At 66.5% G+C, this 18,101-nt stretch carries 14 protein-coding genes and 1 pseudogene; 6 read left to right on the top strand and 9 right to left on the bottom strand.

What is annotated here, in order from left to right:
- Positions 1-31: 31 nt before the first annotated feature.
- The 6 genes from AC6RA4_RS01105 (at position 32) to AC6RA4_RS01080 (ending at position 10,263) form a co-directional block, all read left to right on the top strand.
- A complete protein-coding gene (locus tag AC6RA4_RS01105) occupies positions 32-469 on the top strand; it encodes a GFA family protein (RefSeq protein ID WP_500156550.1) in 438 nt (145 codons plus the stop codon).
- A complete protein-coding gene (locus AC6RA4_RS01100) occupies positions 466-1,017 on the top strand; it encodes a Spy/CpxP family protein refolding chaperone (RefSeq protein WP_500156549.1) in 552 nt (183 codons plus the stop codon). The genes AC6RA4_RS01105 and AC6RA4_RS01100 overlap by 4 nt, the downstream gene beginning before the upstream one ends.
- 16 nt (positions 1,018-1,033) lie before the next feature.
- Entirely contained in the window at positions 1,034-5,575 is a 4,542-nt protein-coding gene (gltB, locus tag AC6RA4_RS01095) for a glutamate synthase large subunit (RefSeq protein ID WP_500156547.1), read from the top strand.
- A 300-nt stretch (positions 5,576-5,875) separates the two neighbouring features.
- The gene (gene mtgA, locus AC6RA4_RS01090; protein ID WP_500156545.1) at positions 5,876-6,649 is read left to right on the top strand and encodes a monofunctional biosynthetic peptidoglycan transglycosylase; all 774 of its coding nucleotides are present in this window, start codon (positions 5,876-5,878) and stop codon (positions 6,647-6,649) included.
- Between the two features lie 486 nt (positions 6,650-7,135).
- Positions 7,136-9,454 carry a sensor histidine kinase gene (locus AC6RA4_RS01085; protein WP_500156543.1) on the top strand — a complete coding sequence of 773 codons (2,319 nt, stop codon included), beginning with the start codon at positions 7,136-7,138 and terminating at the stop codon, positions 9,452-9,454.
- 167 nt (positions 9,455-9,621) lie between these two features.
- Positions 9,622-10,263 (top strand): response regulator transcription factor, encoded by a 642-nt coding sequence (locus AC6RA4_RS01080; protein WP_500156541.1) that lies wholly within the window; start codon positions 9,622-9,624, stop codon positions 10,261-10,263.
- 9 nt (positions 10,264-10,272) lie between these two features.
- Here AC6RA4_RS01080 and AC6RA4_RS01075 read toward each other — a convergent pair whose 3' ends face one another.
- The 9 genes and pseudogenes from AC6RA4_RS01075 to AC6RA4_RS01035 all read right to left on the bottom strand — a co-directional run.
- Positions 10,273-11,319 (bottom strand): response regulator, encoded by a 1,047-nt coding sequence (locus tag AC6RA4_RS01075; protein ID WP_500156539.1) that lies wholly within the window; start codon positions 11,317-11,319, stop codon positions 10,273-10,275.
- A 44-nt stretch (positions 11,320-11,363) separates the two neighbouring features.
- Positions 11,364-12,602 carry a sensor histidine kinase gene (locus AC6RA4_RS01070; RefSeq protein WP_500156537.1) on the bottom strand — a complete coding sequence of 413 codons (1,239 nt, stop codon included), beginning with the start codon at positions 12,600-12,602 and terminating at the stop codon, positions 11,364-11,366.
- Entirely contained in the window at positions 12,602-13,852 is a 1,251-nt protein-coding gene (metK, locus tag AC6RA4_RS01065) for a methionine adenosyltransferase (RefSeq protein ID WP_500156535.1), read from the bottom strand. Before metK ends, AC6RA4_RS01070 begins: the two co-directional genes overlap by 1 nt.
- Positions 13,853-13,868: 16 nt before the next feature.
- A complete protein-coding gene (locus AC6RA4_RS01060; protein WP_500156533.1) occupies positions 13,869-14,786 on the bottom strand; it encodes a glycyl-radical enzyme activating protein in 918 nt (305 codons plus the stop codon).
- A gap of 45 nt (positions 14,787-14,831) precedes the next feature.
- Positions 14,832-15,134: a BMC domain-containing protein gene (locus AC6RA4_RS01055; RefSeq protein WP_222602334.1), complete on the bottom strand. Its 303-nt coding sequence runs from the start codon at positions 15,132-15,134 to the stop codon at positions 14,832-14,834.
- Positions 15,135-15,172: 38 nt separating this feature from the next.
- The gene (locus AC6RA4_RS01050; protein WP_500156531.1) at positions 15,173-16,906 is read right to left on the bottom strand and encodes an aldehyde dehydrogenase family protein; all 1,734 of its coding nucleotides are present in this window, start codon (positions 16,904-16,906) and stop codon (positions 15,173-15,175) included.
- 22 nt (positions 16,907-16,928) lie between these two features.
- Positions 16,929-17,402, bottom strand: coding sequence for a GlcG/HbpS family heme-binding protein (locus AC6RA4_RS01045; protein ID WP_500156529.1), 474 nt, complete (start codon positions 17,400-17,402; stop codon positions 16,929-16,931).
- Positions 17,403-17,416: 14 nt separating this feature from the next.
- Complete coding sequence (locus tag AC6RA4_RS01040; RefSeq protein WP_222602337.1) at positions 17,417-17,683, bottom strand: EutN/CcmL family microcompartment protein; 267 nt, start codon at positions 17,681-17,683, stop codon at positions 17,417-17,419.
- Positions 17,684-17,694: 11 nt separating this feature from the next.
- Positions 17,695-18,101, bottom strand: a pseudogene (locus tag AC6RA4_RS01035) (hypothetical protein); the annotation flags it as partial.

Below are 18,101 nucleotides of genomic sequence, written 5' to 3'. Positions count from 1 at the left end.
GGACCGATGCGCCATGCCAGAGGACAAGGTGATGACCGGACGGACAGGCGGATGCATGTGCGGCGCGGTGCGCTTCACGGCGAAGTCGATGGGCGGCTTCGGCGTGTGCCATTGCGAGCAGTGCCGCCGCTGGGCGGGCTCGGCGCTGTTCGCCGTCACCGTGCCGGTCGCCGACATGGCGATCGAGGACGCGTCGAGCATCCGCGCCTTCCGTTCCTCCGACTGGGCCAGCCGTGAATTCTGCGGCAGCTGCGGCTCGGTGCTCTGGTATCGCTACGACAAGGGCGTCGACGGCGCCGGCGATTACGAGATCACCATCGGCCTGCTCGACGATGCCGACGGGCTGGTGCTCGAGCGCGAGATCTTCGCCGACCAGAAGCCCGACTGCTGGGCGCTGCAGGGCGACCATGCGCGGATGACCCGCGCCGAGACGCTGACCAAGTACGGCGTGCAGGTGGACGGCGCATGATCCGCGCCCTGCCCCCCCTGGCGTTTGTCGCGCTGCTGGCCGCGCCCGCCGCCGCCGAGATCCAGCCCTATGCCGGGCAGGAGACCCGCGACATCGCCTCGCTGAGCGAGGACGACATCGCGGCGATCCTCGCGGGCGAGGGCTGGGGGCTGGCCAAGCCCGCCGAGCTCAACGGCTATCCCGGTCCGGCCCACGTGCTGGAGCTGGCCGCGCAGCTGGAACTGACAGACGAACAGACCGCCTCGGTGCAGGCGATCTTTGACGAGATGAAGCGTGCGGCGATGAGTGCCGGCGCCGAATACGTCGCCAGCGAAGAGCATCTGACAAAGATGTTCCGCGCCGGTCACGCCGAGCCCGACATGCTCGCCGCCCTGCTGCAAAGCTCGGCCGGGGCGCTGTCGCGGCTGCGCGAGGTGCATCTTGCGGCGCATCTCGCGGTGACGCCGCTGCTGAGCGACGACCAGAAAGAGACTTACGCGCGTCTGCGCGGATATGGCGGCGGGACCGGGGGGCACGATGGTGCCGGCCACGATCACCCGCAGCATTGATCAAGGAGGCTTGACCATGACCACTTACGACCAGAACTGGGCCGCCGCCGAGGAAGCCAAGCGCAAATGGATGGAAGAGAACGCCATGTTCCGCGAGGAGCATGAGCATTCGTCCTGCGGCGTGGGCCTCGTGGTGTCCATCGACGGCAAGCCGTCGCGCAAGGTTGTCGAGGCAGGCATCACCGCGCTGAAGGCGATCTGGCACCGCGGCGCCGTCGACGCCGACGGCAAGACCGGCGACGGCGCCGGCATCCACGTGCAGATCCCCGTCTCGTTCTTCTACGACCAGATCGACCGCACCGGCCACGCACCGCGCAAGGGCGAGCTGATGGCCGTGGGCCAGGTCTTCCTGCCGCGCACCAACTTCGGGTCGCAGGAAACCTGCCGGACCATCGTCGAGACCGAGGTCCTGCGCATGGGCCACTACATCTACGGCTGGCGCCACGTTCCGGTGAACGTGGATTGCCTCGGCGAGAAGGCCAACGCGACGCGTCCGGAGATCGAGCAGATCCTGATCTCGAACGCCAAGGGCGTCGACGAGGAGACCTTCGAGCGTGAGCTCTACGTCATCCGTCGCCGCATCGAGAAGGCCGCCGCCGCCGCCGGCATCAACGAGCTCTACATCGCCTCGCTGTCCTGCCGCTCGATCATCTACAAGGGCATGATGCTGGCCGAGCAGGTGGCGGATTTCTATCCCGACCTGCAGGACGAGCGCTTTGAATCCGCCTTCGCGATCTACCACCAGCGCTATTCCACCAACACCTTCCCGCAATGGTGGCTGGCCCAGCCCTTCCGCATGCTCGCCCATAACGGCGAGATCAACACGCTGAAGGGCAACACCAACTGGATGAAGAGCCACGAGATCCGCATGGCCTCGTCGACCTTTGGTGACATGGCCGAGGACATCAAGCCGATCATCGCCAGCGGCGCGTCCGACTCCGCCGCCCTCGACGCGGTGTTCGAGGTGCTGGTCCGCGCCGGGCGCAACGCGCCGATGGCCAAGACCATGCTGATCCCGGAATCGTGGTCCAAGCAGGCGGTCGAGCTGCCGCAGGCGTGGCGCGACATGTATTCCTACGTCAACTCGGTGATGGAGCCGTGGGACGGCCCCGCCGCGCTGGCGATGACCGATGGCCGCTGGGTCTGCGGCGGTCTCGACCGCAACGGCCTGCGCCCGATGCGCTATGTGGTGACCGGCGACGACCTGCTGATCGCGGGCTCCGAGGCGGGCATGGTGCCCGTCGACGAGGGCACCGTCCGCGAGAAGGGCGCGCTTGGCCCGGGCCAGCTCATCGCCGTCGACATGGAAGAGGGCAAGCTCTACCACGACACCCAGATCAAGGACCGTCTGGCGGCCTCGCAGCCGTTCGGCGAGTGGGTCGGCAAGATCACCGATCTCGACGAGGCGCTGGCCGGCGTCACCGAGAAGCCGGTCTTCAGCGGTGCCGAGCTGCGCAAGCGCCAGATCGCGGCGGGCTACTCGATCGAGGAGCTCGAGCAGATCCTCGCGCCGATGGCCGAGGACGGCAAGGAGGCGCTGGCCTCGATGGGCGACGACACGCCCTCTGCGGTGCTGTCCAAGAAGTACCGCCCCCTGAGCCACTTCTTCCGCCAGAACTTCAGCCAGGTCACCAACCCGCCGATCGACTCTCTGCGCGAATTCCGCGTCATGAGCCTCAAGACGCGCTTCGGCAACCTCAAGAACGTGCTCGATGAATCCTCCTCGCAGACCGAGATCCTCGTGCTCGAGAGCCCGTTTGTCGGCAACGCCCAGTTCGAGGCGCTGAAGGGGCACTTCAACGCCGGCATGATCGAGATCGACTGTACCTTCCCCGTCGATGGCGGCGAAGGCGCGCTACGCGAGGCGCTGGCGCGCATCCGCAACGAGGCCGAGGACGCGGTGCGTTCGGGCGGCGGGCACCTTGTGCTCACCGACCAGCACCAGTCCGAGGACAAGGTCGCGATGCCGATGATCCTCGCCACCTCGGCGGTGCATTCGTGGCTGACCAAGAAGGGCCTGCGCACCTTCTGCTCGCTGGGCGTCCGCTCGGCCGAGTGCATCGACCCGCATTACTTCGCCGTCCTCGTGGGCTGCGGCGCGACCATCGTGAACCCCTACCTCGCCGAGGACAGCCTGGCCGACCGCATCGACCGCGGCCTGCTCGACGGCTCGCTGACCGAGAACGTCGCGCGCTTCCGCGAGGCCATCGACCAGGGCCTGCTCAAGATCATGGCCAAGATGGGCATCTCGGTGATCTCGTCCTATCGCGGCGGTCTCAACTTCGAGGCCGTGGGCCTGTCGCGCGCCATGTGCGCCGAGTATTTCCCCGGCATGCTGAGCCGGATCTCGGGCATCGGTGTGCACGGCATCCAGACCAAGGCCGAGGAAATCCACGAGCTCGCCTTCCAGGGCGGCCGCGACGTGCTGCCGATCGGCGGCTTCTACAAGGCGCGCAAGTCGGGCGAGACCCATGCCTGGGGGGCGCAGACCATGCACCTCATGCAGGCCGCCTGCAACAAGGCCTCCTACGAGCTGTGGAAGACCTATTCCAAGGCGATGCGGGCCAACCCGCCGATCCACCTGCGTGACCTGCTCGACGTGAAGCCGCTCGGCAAGGCGATCCCGATCGAGGAAGTCGAGAGCATCACCTCGATCCGCAAGCGCTTTGTCACCCCGGGCATGTCGCTGGGCGCGCTGTCGCCCGAGGCGCACAAGACCCTCAACGTCGCGATGAACCGCATCGGCGCAAAGTCGGACTCCGGTGAGGGCGGCGAGGATCCGGCACACTTCGTGCCCGAGCCCAACGGCGACAACCCCTCGGCCAAGATCAAGCAGGTGGCCTCGGGCCGCTTCGGCGTCACCGCCGAGTACCTGAACCATTGCGAAGAGCTCGAGATCAAGGTTGCCCAGGGTGCCAAGCCCGGCGAGGGCGGCCAGCTTCCGGGCATGAAGGTCACCGACCTGATCGCGCGTCTGCGTCACTCGACCAAGGGCGTGACGCTGATCTCGCCGCCGCCGCACCACGACATCTACTCGATCGAAGACCTTGCGCAGCTGATCTACGACCTCAAGCAGATCAACCCGCGCTGCAAGGTGACGGTGAAGCTGGTGGCTTCCTCGGGCGTCGGCACCATCGCCGCAGGCGTTGCGAAGGCCAAGGCCGACGTGATCCTGATCTCGGGCCACAATGGCGGCACCGGCGCGTCGCCCGCGACCTCGATCAAGTATGCCGGTCTGCCCTGGGAGATGGGCCTCACCGAGGCGCATCAGGTTCTGGCGATGAACAAGCTGCGGGACCGCGTCACGCTGCGCACCGACGGTGGCCTTCGCACCGGACGTGACATCGTCATGGCCGCGATGATGGGCGCCGAGGAGTTCGGCATCGGCACCGCCGCGCTGATTGCCATGGGCTGCATCATGGTCCGCCAGTGCCAGTCGAACACCTGCCCGGTGGGCGTCTGCACCCAGGACGAGGAGCTGCGTGGCAAGTTCACCGGCAATGCCGACAAGGTGGTCAACCTGATCACCTTCTACGCCACCGAGGTGCGCGAGATCCTTGCCTCCATCGGCGCGCGCAGCCTCAATGACGTGATCGGCCGGGCCGACCTGCTGCGCCAGGTCTCGCGCGGGGCCGAGCATCTCGACGATCTCGACCTCAACCCGCTGCTGATCCGCGTCGATGGCGCCGACGACATCGTCTACGACCGCTACAAGGACCGCAACGCCGTGCCGGATACGCTCGATGCCGAGATCGTCCGCGACGGCCACCGCTTCCTCGAGGATGGCGAGAAGATGCAGCTCTCCTACGCGGTGCAGAACACGCACCGCACGGTGGGCACGCGGACCTCGTCGCATATCGTGTCGAAGTTCGGCATGCGCAACGCGCTGCAGCCCGATCACCTGCACGTCAAGCTGACCGGCTCCGCCGGCCAGTCGCTGGGCGCCTTCGCGGCGCCGGGCCTCAAGATCGAGGTCTCGGGCGATGCCAACGACTATGTCGGCAAGGGCCTGTCGGGCGGTCTGATCGTGGTGCGCCCGCCGATGATGTCGCCGCTCAAGGCGGAAGAGAACACCATCATCGGCAACACCGTGCTCTACGGGGCCACCGATGGTCACCTCTTCGCTGCCGGCCGCGCCGGCGAGCGCTTCGCGGTGCGCAACTCGGGCGCCAAGGTGGTGGTCGAGGGCTGCGGCTCCAACGGCTGCGAATACATGACCGGCGGTGTGGCAGTGATCCTCGGACCGATCGGCGCCAACTTCGGTGCCGGCATGACCGGCGGCATGGCCTATCTCTACGACCCCGAGGGCAAGGCGCAGGACATGATGAACATGGAAAGCCTCGTCACCTGCCCGGTCACTCAGGAGCACTGGGAAGGCCAGCTCAAGGACCTGATCGAGCGCCACGTCGCCGAGACCAAGAGCCGCAAGGCGCAGGACATCCTGCAGCACTGGGAGCTCGAGAAGGGCAACTTCCTGCAGGTCTGCCCCAAGGAGATGCTCAACAAGATCGCCCACCCGCTGGGAATCGAGGACAGCGTCGCGGTTCCGGCCGAGTAAGCCGATCCGACATGGAAACAAAAAAACGCCCGGGCCTCCCCCGGGCGTTTTCGTATTTTCAATGGCTTGGCATGAGGGCCGCCCAGCGGACGCCTCATTCTCCTCTCAGTAGGGTCGCAATGGCGTGCGATAACGGAAACTGTTCCGGACCTCCCGGAACACAGCGTGGTGTACGGGTACGAGTGACAGGACCGACTTTGCCGCACAAAGGCGGTCCCGGGTCCGGTACGTTCGGGCGTACCGGGCCCTTTTCGCGAACAGTGCTTCCCCGAAAGAGTCCGCCCGTGTAGACCATGATCCATGGCGCGAGCAGCAAAGAAAACCACCTCAAAGAAGACCGGCGCGAAGCAGACCAGCGACTCCTCCCTGCGCAAGGCCGTCGCGGGGCCGAAGCGGCCGTTCCGCCCGCTGCGCTGGCTGATGCGGCAGGCTTTCCGCCTGACGCTCGTGGGTGTGGCTCTGGTTCTGCTGCTTGTGGTGCTCTTTCGCGTGGTAAACCCGCCGACCACCTTCACCATGTGGTCAGAGGGCAAGCGGCTCGGGATGCCGGTCGATCAGGTCTGGGTCGACGCCGACGAGATCGCTCCGGTGATGCTGCGCTCGGTGGTGGCGGCGGAGGATGCGAATTTCTGCACTCATTGGGGCTTCGACATGAAGGCAATCCGCGAGGCCATCGAAGACGGCGGCAACCGCGGCGCCTCGACGATTTCGCAGCAGACGGTGAAGAACGTCTATCTCTGGCAGGGCCGGAGCTGGCTGCGCAAGGCGCTCGAGGCGATGATGACACCGCTGGTCGAGGCGGTCTGGCCCAAGCGCCGCATTCTCGAGGTCTATCTCAACGTGGCCGAGTTCGACGAGGGCGTCTTCGGGGTTGAAGCCGCGGCACAGACCTATTTCGGCGTGGCGCCCGACAAGCTGAGCGCCGTGCAGGCTGCGATGCTCGCGGCGATCCTGCCCGATCCGAAGGGCCGTTCGGCGTCGCACCCGTCGAACTTCGTGCAACGCCGCGCGAAACAGATCCGAGACGGTGCCGCAACGATCCAGCGCGACGGGCGCGACGACTGTTTCGAATGAGATCCCGTGGCCTGCGCGTCAGCATGGCCTTGAGAAACCTCAGTTTCTGAAATCCCCAATTCTGGGTTTTTCCGACGTTAAATTCGATCAGATGTCCGCATAAAGAAACGCTCATTTCCTGCGCCAGAAATCCAATCCCGCCGCAGGGACAGAGCGGGTCTTTCAAAAGGAAACCGGCGCCAGATGGGGATATTTGACGCCGGTCCTTGCTGAAACAGAATACTATAAGCGCCACTCACTAACGCCGTTAAACAACTTTAAAAAATATTGCCGATCCAGAGATGACGACGGGAACTCGATGCTTCCCTGTCTCGACGCTGATTAAGCTCTCATAAATGGAAAAAAGATGGAATTCGCGTGATTGCCTGCGTAATTTTGCCTATGTGCGGAAACGCCTTGGGTTGTTGCCCGAAACGCCCCTTTGTGGAAAGACTGCGGGGCGGGTAAGCCTCCGGCCAGCCTGCGGAAATCTGGCACGGGGATGGTATGCGCGTTTCACTGGGAGCACTGCTGGCGGTCGGCCTTGCCGGGCTGCAGTTCGTCGCCGTGCTGGCGGTGGTGTTCTCCTCCTATGTGACCTCGGAACGCGCCCTGCTGGACCACGCCCGTGACCTCCTGAGCGATGTCGGCACCAACACCATCGAGCATTCGCGCGGCTTCCTGAGCCCGGCGCGCGGCGCCGCCGAGCTCTCGGCCCGGCTGGCGCAGGACCGCGTGATCGCCAGCGACGTGCCCGAGTTGCTCGAGCAGCTGCTGTTCCAGCAGCTCCAGCTCGCACCGCAATTCGCCGGCGTCTATCACGGCAGCGAGGATGGCGATTTCGTCTATGTCATGCGCGCCGATGACGGCCCCGGCCCGTTCCGGACCAAGATCATCCGCGTCGAGGGCGACCAGCGCACCACCGAGCTGATCTGGCGCGACGACGAGTTCAGGGTGATCGAGCGTCGTCTCGACCCCGACGACCCCTACGATCCGCGCAAGCGCCCGTGGTACATCCGCGCCCGCCAGCAGCTCACCACGATCTGGACCGATCCCTACATCTTCTTTTCCTCGCAACAGCCCGGCATCACGCTGGCCTCGCCGGTGATGGACGGTCCCGACAGCGTGCGCGGCATCGTCGGCGTCGATATCGAGATCAGCGACATCTCGGATTTCCTCGCCCGTCTGCGCATCGGCAGCACCGGGCGGGCGCTGATCATCCACCGCAATGGCGACGTGCTGGCGCATCCCAATCAGGAGCTGCTGAAGACCAAGGATGCCGACGGATCGCTGCGTTTCGTCGACATCCGCCAGTTCGAGGACCCGATCGCCCGCGCCGCCTTTGCGCAGGTCATGGAAAACGGCGTGGCCGCGGTCGAAGAGGAGACCCTGTCGCAGTTCCGCTATGGCGGCGAGACTTACGTGGCGGTGGTCATGCCGCCGATCAGCGAGCACCTGCCCTGGACCATCGCGGCCTATGCGCTCGAAAGCGACTTCACCGAGGTGATCAAGGAAAACCGCCTGACCAATATCTGGATCGCGGTGGTGGTCGCGGCGATCACCGGGCTTTGTGGGCTGGCGCTCGCCAACTTCATCTACAAACCCGTGCGCGCCTTCGCGGTGCGCTCGGCGCTGATTTCGCAGGGCGAACTCGATCCTTCCGAGCCGCTGCCCAAGACCTACCAGGAGCTCGAGAACGCCAACGAGACGCTGATGCAGCAGATCGCCGCCCGGCGCGAGACCGAGATGGAATACGGCAGCACGTTCGCGCTGTCGTCGCGCGGCATGGCCCAGATCGACGCGAGCACCGGCCGCTTCCTGCGCGTCAACGAACGGTTCTGCGAGATCACCGGCTACAGCGCCGAGGCGCTGCACGACATGGCGATCTCGGACCTGATCCATCCCGACGATCCGCCCTTCCGCCTGTTCGATGGCGACGACGGCGACCGCCCCCGCGAGATCAACCAGGAACTGCGCTGCGTGCGGCGCGGCGGCGCGGCGATCTGGACGGCGCTCAACGCCATCCTGATCTTCAACCAGCAGGGTCGCCCGCTGCATTTCGTGCTCACCATGGACGATATCACCCAGGCCAAGCACACCGAGGAGCAGATCGCCGAGCTCAGCAAGGACCTGTCGAACCTGTCGCGCGACAACACCATGGGCCAGGTCGCCGCCGGTCTGGCGCACGAGCTCAACCAGCCGCTCACCGCGATCGTGCAGAACGCCGACAGCGCGCTCTACGCGGTCGACCAGATGAGTGCCGTCGATTCCGAGCTGCGCGCCACCCTCGAGGAGATCGCCGAGCAGTCGGTGCGGGCCGGAGAGATCATCCGCGCCCTGCGCGCCTTCATCCGCCGCGACGAGGGCATCCGCACCGATTTCGACCTTGCCGAACTGGTCGCCCAGACGCAGCGGCTGGTGATCGCCGAAGCGCGCGCCGCCGGCGTGACCATCACCACCGAGCTCGACGACCTGCCGCTCGTCAACGCCAACCGCCTGCAGATCGCGCAGGTTCTGGTGAACCTGCTGCGCAACGCCATCGAGGCGGTGGCCGAGACCACCGAAGGCGAGCGCCGGGTCACCGTCAGGGCGCACAGGCTTGGCAAGCAGGTGCTTGTGACCGTGGCCGATACCGGCCCCGGCGTGTCGCCCGATATCAACCTGTTCACCGATTTCGAGACCACCAAGCCCAGCGGCATGGGCCTTGGCCTGTCGATCTGCAAATCAATTGTGCAGGCCAATGATGGCCGCCTCTGGCATGAGCGATCGGATCCGCACGGCGCCTGTTTCCGCTTCACCGTCAACGCCGCGAATTCGACATCCTGAAAGCGCTTTGAATGGCGGAAATCCGGGGCGTGTCCGCCCGGATGCACCCGGTTGCAATCGCGCCCGCGCCAGTTGCGTGCGCTTGAAAAACCTGACATTCCACAGTGATATCTTCGTGAAGCGCAATATTTTCCCGCGCTTCCTCGTAATTCGGGTTTCGGTTTTCAATGCGTGACAGCAACCAGATGATCTTCATCGTCGATGATGATCAGGACATTCGCACCTCGCTGACCCGCGCGCTCACGCAGCGCGGCTTCGAGGTCGAGGCCTTTGCCTCCGGGCGCGAGTTTCTCGCCGCCTATGATGGCGAGCAGGCTGCATGTCTGGTGCTGGATCACGGCATGCCCGGGATGAGCGGGCTCGAATTGCAGGCGCTTCTCAACGGGCAGGGCAGCCCGCTGGCAGTGGTGTTCATCACCGGCCATGGCGGGGTGCCGGAGTCGGTGCAGGCGATGAGGGCCGGCGCGGTCGATTTCCTTGAAAAGCCGTTCCGTCAGTCGGTGCTGGTCGAGCGCATCGAGACCGCGCTCGGGATCGCCTCAGCCAAGCGCGAGGCGCTCGAGATGCGGCGCGCTCTGCAGGCCCGGTTCAACCGGCTGACCGCCCGCGAGGAAGAGATCGTCAAGCGCATGCTCACCAACCCGGCAGAAGTGTCGAGCAAGGAGATCGCCAATTCGCTTGGCATCAGCCCGCGCACCGTCGACCATCACCGCGCCCGTATCCTCGAAAAACTCGAGATCCGCTCGCTGGTCGAGCTGGTCGACCTGGTCAACAAGCTGCGCGGCGAGAGCGCGTCGAGCACGCTCTGACGCCGGCGCTCAGGCGACGCGCTCGCGCAGTGCCTGCCGGCGATACTCCGACGGCGACAGACCGACCTCCTTCTTGAACGCCTTGCAGAAATAGTTCGCGTCGTTGAACGACAGGTCGAGCGAGACATTGCCCACCGGCAGGTCGCTGTCGCGCAGCAGAACCTTGGCGCGCTCGATGCGCTGCGTCTTCACATAGGCGATGAAGGTGGTGTCCATCTCCTTGCGGAACAGCCGGCTGAGATAGCACGGGCTGATCCGGGCGAACTCCGCCGCATCCTCGAGCGTGACGCCCTTGTGCAGGTTGCGCTCGATATAGTTCAGCACCTCGGCGATGCGGTTGGCGGCGTGCGCGCCGCCGGGCTCGGTCACCTCGAACAGCACGTCGGCGATCTGGAACACCAGCTCCTGCACCTGATAATGGCTGTGCAGGTCGAGATTGCGCTGATCGAGCTCTGCGAGCTTGCGCTCCAGCCCCCTGGGCAGGTCGAGCCCGCGCGTGCGGATCATCGCCGCCAGCTCTCCGAGCAACTCGCGCACCTCGCGGCGCAGCACGACGCCCTCGCGGGCATAGATGCTCTCCACCTTGTGGCGCAGCAGGGCCAGGCACTCGCGGTAATCGTTGGCGTCGATCAGCTCGCCGACCCGGTCCGCCACCGGCGCCTGTGCCGCAGCACTGGCCTTTTCTGGAAGGCTGCCAAGACAGCCGCTCACCGCCTTGAGCAAATCCTCGGTGCGGATCGGCTTGAGCAGGAATTCGTCGGCCTTGAGGTGGATCGCCTCCTTCATGATGTCGAAGTGATCGTAGGCGGTGAGGATGATGATCTTTGTCGCCAGCCCGCGGTCGCGCACCATCTGCATCAGTTCGATGCCGTTGGGGCGCGGGATGCGGATGTCGAGCAGCATCAGGTCGATCTCGCGGGTGTCGAGCAGCGCGACCGCCTCGTTGCCGTTGCGCGCCTCGCCGATGACCTGCGCGCCCTCCAGCCTGTCCTCGAGGATCTTGCGCAGCGCCCGCCGCTCCAGCTCCTCGTCTTCGACGATGACGATGTTGAACATGGGTTTGCTCTCTTTCCTGTCGCGCCCCGGTCGGGGCGCCGCGATCACAGCGGCAGCGGAGTCGCCGCGGGGTCGAAATCGGCGGGAATGCGCAGCCGCACCAGCGTACCGCGCCCGTCCGCGTGCGGGCTGACGATCTCCAGCCCGTGATCCTCTCCGAAGTAATGCCGCATCCGGCTGTCGACATTGCTGATGCCGATGCTCTTGCGCTCGTCGCCCCCCGCGTTGCCCGCCAGCGCCGCGGCCTTGCGCTCTGGCGAGATGCCCTCGCCGTTGTCGATAATGTCGACCAGCACGTCATCGCCCTCGCGCCGGGCCTCGATGCGGATCACCCCGCCGCTCTCGCGCGGCTCGATGGCGTAGTTGATGCAGTTCTCGACGATCGGCTGCAGCACCATGAACGGGCACAGCACCGCGCCCGTCCCCTCGCCCGCCACGATCTCGAAATCGAAGCGGTCGCCCAGCCGCAGGGTCAGCAGGTAGAGGTAGTTCTCGACATGCTCGATCTCGCTTGAAAGCGGCACCAACGGCGCGCCGCTCTTGCGCAGGATATAGCGCATCATGTCGGCGAAGGCCTGCACCGTGGTTTCTGTCTCTTCCGCCCCCTCGATCAGCGCCAGCCGCCCGATGGTGTTGAGCACGTTGAACAGGAAATGCGGGTTCACCTGATAGGACAGCGCCCGCAGCTCGGCCTCGCGCAGCGATCCCTCGAGCTCGGCCCGGCGCTTGGATTCCTCCATCAGCCGCAGCTTGTTGCGGTAGAGCTCCTCCGAGACGCTGTTACGGTAGCTTTCCTCGACGATGTAGGAGGAGATGTAATACAGCGAATAGGCCGCGGCGCGCAGCTTGTCGTAGGAGATGGTGCCGATCTCGCGGAACATCCGCAGCAGCTCGTCATCGCGGCGCCAGGCCTCCTCGGTCGGGAAGAGCTCCGACAGGTCCATGAATTTCGGCGCCGAGCCATCCTCCACGAGGTTCATCTGGCCGCAGATCACCGCGCCGAGATACTCGCCGCAGATGGTGATCGGGGCGGCGAAATCCACCAGCCCGCAATGGCATTTGTAGATGCAGGGCTCGCCGTTCGACAGGGCGGTACGGCCACCGACAGAGTCGCAGTGGCAGCAGCGCTCCCGCCAGCCGGGGCGGCTCCGGATCGCGGCACAGAACGAGGTAAACCCACTTGGCTCGGTTACAGGTTCCCCGTCCGGTCCCACGATCACCATCGCCGCCCCGACCGCCGCGCTGAAATTGTCCTGGATCTTCTGCAGCGTCGCGACGCTCATCAGATCTGCCAGACGCTTTCGGCGGGAGCCGTCGGTCGAACATCCCGGCCGTTGCACCGGGAGAGCGACTTGCGACAGATCGAAGTCCCATTGCGCGCCGCCGCCCGTTCCAGAGCGCTGCGCAACGCCGATGTCCGATCCGTCCATTCCCATCGGAACCCCTCATCCTCACGGCCGAAATGGCCGTAGCTTGCGGTTCTGCGGAAATTGGGTCGGCGCAGGTCGAGGGTTTCGATCATGCCGGAGACCGACAGAGGAAACACCTCCCGGATGACCTGCGCGAGTGTGTCGACGTCGATTCCGCACTCTGGGTGAATCTTTACATCCACCATCTCCGGCAGAAACTGACCTATCGCAAATGCCAGTGACACTTCACAGTTTCGTGCAAGTCCCGCCGCCACAACGGTCTTTGCGATGTAGCGCGCCATGTAGGCGGCGGTACGGTCGACCTTGGTGGCGTCCTTGCCCGAGAAGGCGCCGCCGCCGTGGCGGCCGATGCCGCCATAGGTGTCGACCATGATCTTGCGCCCGGTCACCCCGGTATCCGCCGCCGGCCCGCCGCGCACGAAGCGCCCCGTGGGATTGATCAGAACCCGCGTGTCATGGCGCAGCCACGGCCCCATCACCGGCACGATGACCTCGGCCAAGAGCCCGCGCACCATCTCCTCGCGCGTGACCTCCTCGGCGTGCTGAGTCGAGACCACGAGGCTTGTGAGCTCGCAGGGCTGGCCATCGGCGTCGTTGCGGAACGACACCTGCGCCTTGCCATCGGGCCGCAGCCAGGGCAGCCGGCCCTCGTGCCGCGCCGCCGCCAGCGCCTCGGTCAGCCGGTGGGCATAGTGGATCGCCGCCGGCATCAGCGAGACCGTCTCGTCGCAGGCATAGCCGTAGAACACGCCCTGATCGCCGGCGCCCAGCGCCGTGCTGCGCGACACGCCCTGCGCGATGTCTGGTGACTGCTCGTGCAGGTCGGTCAGGATGAAACAGCCCTCGGCGTCGAAGCCCAGCGCCGGGTCGTCATAGCCGATCTCGCGCAGCACGCCGCGCACCAGCGGCGCGATCTCCACATGCGCCTTGGCCGTGACCTCGCCGGCGATGTGAACCGTGTTGCCCGAGGCCAGCGTCTCGACCGCCACCCGCGCCAGCGGATCGCGGGCGAGATAGGCGTCGAGGATGGCGTCGGAGATCTGGTCGCAGACCTTGTCCGGGTGGCCCTCGGTCACCGACTCGGATGTGGTGTAGGTGCTCATCTCGGCCTCCCCTTCCCTAGCCCCCGACGACGCAGTCGAGACCCATGCCCTCGACCACCGCCGCCAGCGGCGCGATGTCGGCGGCGCTCAGGTTGGGCGTGTCGCCCATCGGGTAGTCGCGGCCGAGCAATGCGTACTTGTTCTCGCCGAAGGTGTGGTAGGGCAGCAGGTGGACCTCGCCCACGCCGTGCATCAGCTTGGCAAAGGCCCCCACCGCCGCGACCGCCTCGGGCGTGTCGTTGACCCCGGGCACCACCGGCACCCGTACCACCGTGTGGCTGATCTCCGAGATCGCCAGCGCGTTCTCGAGGATGATGCGGTTGTCGACGCCGGTGTTCTCCTTGTGCACCTTCGGGTCGATCGCCTTGAGGTCCATCAGCACGTGATCGACATGCGGGATCACATCGCGCACGATCTCGCGGCTGGTATAGCCGGTGGTCTCCATCGCGGTGTTCCAGCCCTGCTCGTGGCAGGCCTTGAGCAGCTCGCGGGCGAAGCGGTGCTGAAACAGCGGCTCGCCGCCAGAGAGCGTGACCCCACCGCCCGAGCGGCGGTATTGCGTGGCGTCCTTGCGCAGCTCCTGCATCACCTGCTGCACGCTCATGCGCTTGCCGGTGAGGGTCAGCGCCTCGGTCGGGCAGACCGCGGCGCACTGGCCGCATTTCAGGCAGGCATCGCGATCCACAAAGCCTGGATTGTCGCGCGACAGCGCCTGCACCGGGCAGACCGGCTTGCAGCCGCCGCACTTGATGCAGCTGGCATCGCGGTAGAAGAGCTCGGGCTCCGGCGCCTGGCTTTCCGGGTTCGAGCACCAGCGGCAGCGCAGCGGGCAGCCCTTGAGAAAGACGATCGTGCGGACACCGGGGCCATCGTGGATGGAGTAGCGCTGGATGTCGAAGACGATGCCTTCGCAGTCATAGTCGGTGTCGGTCATGATGCGTCCTTTTTCTGTCTCTGGCGGCCGCTGCCCCGCGAAGGGTCAGAACCCGGCCGACTGCCCTGCCTCGATGGCCTCCATCGCCGCCTTCACGGCGGAGGTCTCTCCCAAGACGGCAAGGGTCGTGGTGGTTTGCGGGCAGGTCCCGAACAGCTCGACGGTGAACACGTCCGAGGCCTTCTGCGCGATGTCGGAGTAGTAGAAGAGGTCGGGCACGCTGGCCTGCACCATCCCGATGGCCGAGATGTGGTGCTCTTCCACCCATTTGCGGGTGTGCGGGGCGACACGCCGTTTCAGCATGTCGAGCACGCCCTCCTGCGGTGCGTTGATGATCCGCATGTTCATGGTCGCTCTCCCGTCTCTTCTCTCTTCTCGCCCGGCCCTCAGCGCACGTTGAGCGCTTCGCACATCACGCAGCGCCGCTTGCGGGCAAAGGATCTGGCCGAGGTCAGCCCCTCGCCGGTCGGACCCGCGATGGTGAAGGTGTTGAAGCCCTCGCCCCCGGCCCCGAGCCCGGCATAGGACGGCCCGTTCTTGACGAAGACGGTGGTCTGGATGAGCTTGGCCATCTTGGTCAGCTTGCGCACGTTGGTCGAATGCATCATCGCGGTGTGGCGGTTGCCCTTCTCGAGCTCGACAGCGAGGTCGATGGCCTCGTCGACGCTGGGCGCGCGCACCACCGGAAGGATCGGCATCATCAGCTCCTCCTGCACGAAGGGGTGCGTCTTCGGCAGCTCGATCAGGATCAGCTTGACGTCGTGGCCGGCCTTGATGCCGACCTTTTCCAGCAGGTGCGCCGCACTTTTCCCGACGCAATCGGTGGCCGGGCCGCCCTTGTCGTTGAGCACGGTCTCCTCGAGCTTGCGGATCAGGGCCGGATCGGAAACCAGATAGGCGCCCCGGCTCTGCATCTGGGCCACGAGGTAATCGGCCACCTGCTCGACGACGATCACCTCCTTCTCGGCGATGCAGGGCAGGTTGTTGTCAAAGCTCGACCCGTTGACGATGTCCTGCGCCGCCTTGTCGAGATCGGCGGTCTCGTCGACCACCACCGGCGGGTTGCCGGCGCCGGCGCCGATGGCCTTCTTGCCGCTCGCCATCACCGCGCGCACGATGCCCGGGCCGCCGGTGGCGACCAGCATCCGCACCTTGGGATGGGCCATCATGGCGTTGGTGTTCTCGATCGAGGGTTTCTGCACCGTGACGATGAGGTTCTCCGGCGCGCCCAGCGCCGCGAGCTTGCGGTTGAGCAGCTTGATCAGCATCAGCGAGACCTTGGTGGCGCGCGGGTGCACGCTGAACACCACCGAGTTGCCGGCGGCCAGCATGCCGATGCCGTTGCAGATGATGGTCTCGGTCGGGTTTGTGGTGGGGGTGATCGCGCCGATCACGCCATAGGCCGAATACTCGACCAGCGTCAGGCCGCTGTCGCCGGTGCAGGCATCGGTGGTCAGATCCTCGGTGCCGGGCGTCTTTTCGGCGGCGAGGCGGTTCTTGATCACCTTGTGGGCGGCGTTGCCCATGCCGGTCTCCTCGGCGGCCATGCGCGCCAGCCGGTTGAGCATCGCGGGCGCGAGAACCACCTCGCGGATGCCGTCGACAAAGCGCTGCCGCGCCGCCATCGAGCAGAAGAGATACTGTTTCTGCGCCGCATCCGCCGCCTCGACGGCCTCGTCCATGGTGGCGAAGACGCCATCGCCAAGCGCGGTAAAGCCGGTCTCCGAGATCGCCTCAAAGGAGGCCGCAAGGCTCTCGGGGAGCGGCAGCTCGTCCTCGGCGCCCTGCGCATTGAGCACCCGTGTCAGCACCTCGGACACCAGGTCCGGGGCCTCGGCCTTGGCGGCCTCCCAGGTGCAGCCCTTGCTGCCCGGCTCGAAGGCGCGTCTGGGTTTTGCCGGTGTCTCGGGCGAAATCTGGGCGGGCGTCTGGCCGGGCGTCTTGGCGGCGATCCCGGCGAGGATCTCGGCCACCAGATCGCGCTCGGCTATCGGCTCAGGCACGGCGGGCGGGGCCACTGACGAAACTGGGGCTGCGGCGACGGGAGGCTTCTCGAGCACCGCGGTGTCGCGCCCTCCGAGGAAGGCTTCGACTGTCTTGCTGATATCTGCGTCGTTCATCGTTCCACTCCGTCTCCGGGCCTCAGCCCGCCTGTTCGAAAATTCCGCCCAGCGCATGGGCGGCGATCTCAATATCCTGCGCCACCGTGCCGCCGCTGATGCCGATGGCCCCGGCGATCCGCCCGCCCCGCAAGAGCGGCAGCCCGCCCCCGAAGAGCACCACGCGGCCGCCGCAGCTCGTCTCCACGCCGGGAAGCATCCCGCCCGGCTGCGCCTGATGGCCCAGCGCCTCGGTGCTCATGCGGAAGGCGGCGGCGCTCCAGGCCTTGTCGCGGGCGAGCGGCGCGCTGGCCGGAAGGCTGCCCGCCATGCGGTGAAACAGCAGCTCCGCGCCCTCCGCATCGACCACCGCGACCGAGACCGGCACGCCGATCTCTGCCGCCTTGCCCTCGGCGCGGGCGGCGAGCCGCAGCGCCTCGGCCAGCGTCACCGGGCCCTGCGCCCCCGTGGCCAGCGCGTCTCCGAGAAGGCGGTCGATCAGCTCTGCGGTCTGCATGTCGCGCCCTCCTCTCAGTGTGTCTCGACCGTGTCGACGATGCCGACGATGCTGGCATCGGCCACCGAGCCGCCCAGCGTCCCGGCCTGCCGCGCGGCGCTGCCGGCGGTCACGATGACCAGCTCGCCATGGCCGGCCCCCACGGTGTCGACGGCGATCTCGGTGAAGCCGTCGCGCTCCTGTTGCTCGTTGAGCCGCGCGACGATCAGCAGTTTCGAACCCGACAGGCTCGGGTCCTTGCTGGTCGAGACGACGGTTCCGATGACGCGTCCCAGATGCATGTCGCTCTCCTTCACACCCGCACGAGCCGCACGTGGCGGGCCCGCAATTCCTCGGCCGCCAGCGGCGTGACCAGCACGCCCCTCTGCAGCCGCACTTCCTCGTCCTCAAAGGCCTTCGCATCGGCCCAGCCGAACACCCCGCCGCCGCGCGGTTCCGGCGCAGCGGGGGCGGGGTCCGGGGGCACCGGCGCAGGGGCGGCCCCACCCGCCACCGCGCCGTCGAGTTGCGAGGCCCAGACCAGCTCGACCCCGAGGGTCTCGAGCTGGCCCAGATGCTGCGCGGCCTGCGCCTCGGCGGCCGCGCTCTTGTTCCATCCGCGCGCAAGGCGCTCCCGGCTCGCCGGGCAGCAGCCGTCGCGGGCGGCGACGATGCGCACCCCCCGCTCCAGCGCCCCGGCGAGCAGGCCCGGCACCGCGC

It is taken from the genome of Salipiger sp. (genome assembly GCF_059781815.1).
Note: the sequence above shows the minus strand (reverse complement) of the source record. Positions and strands in the feature narration are given on the sequence as shown.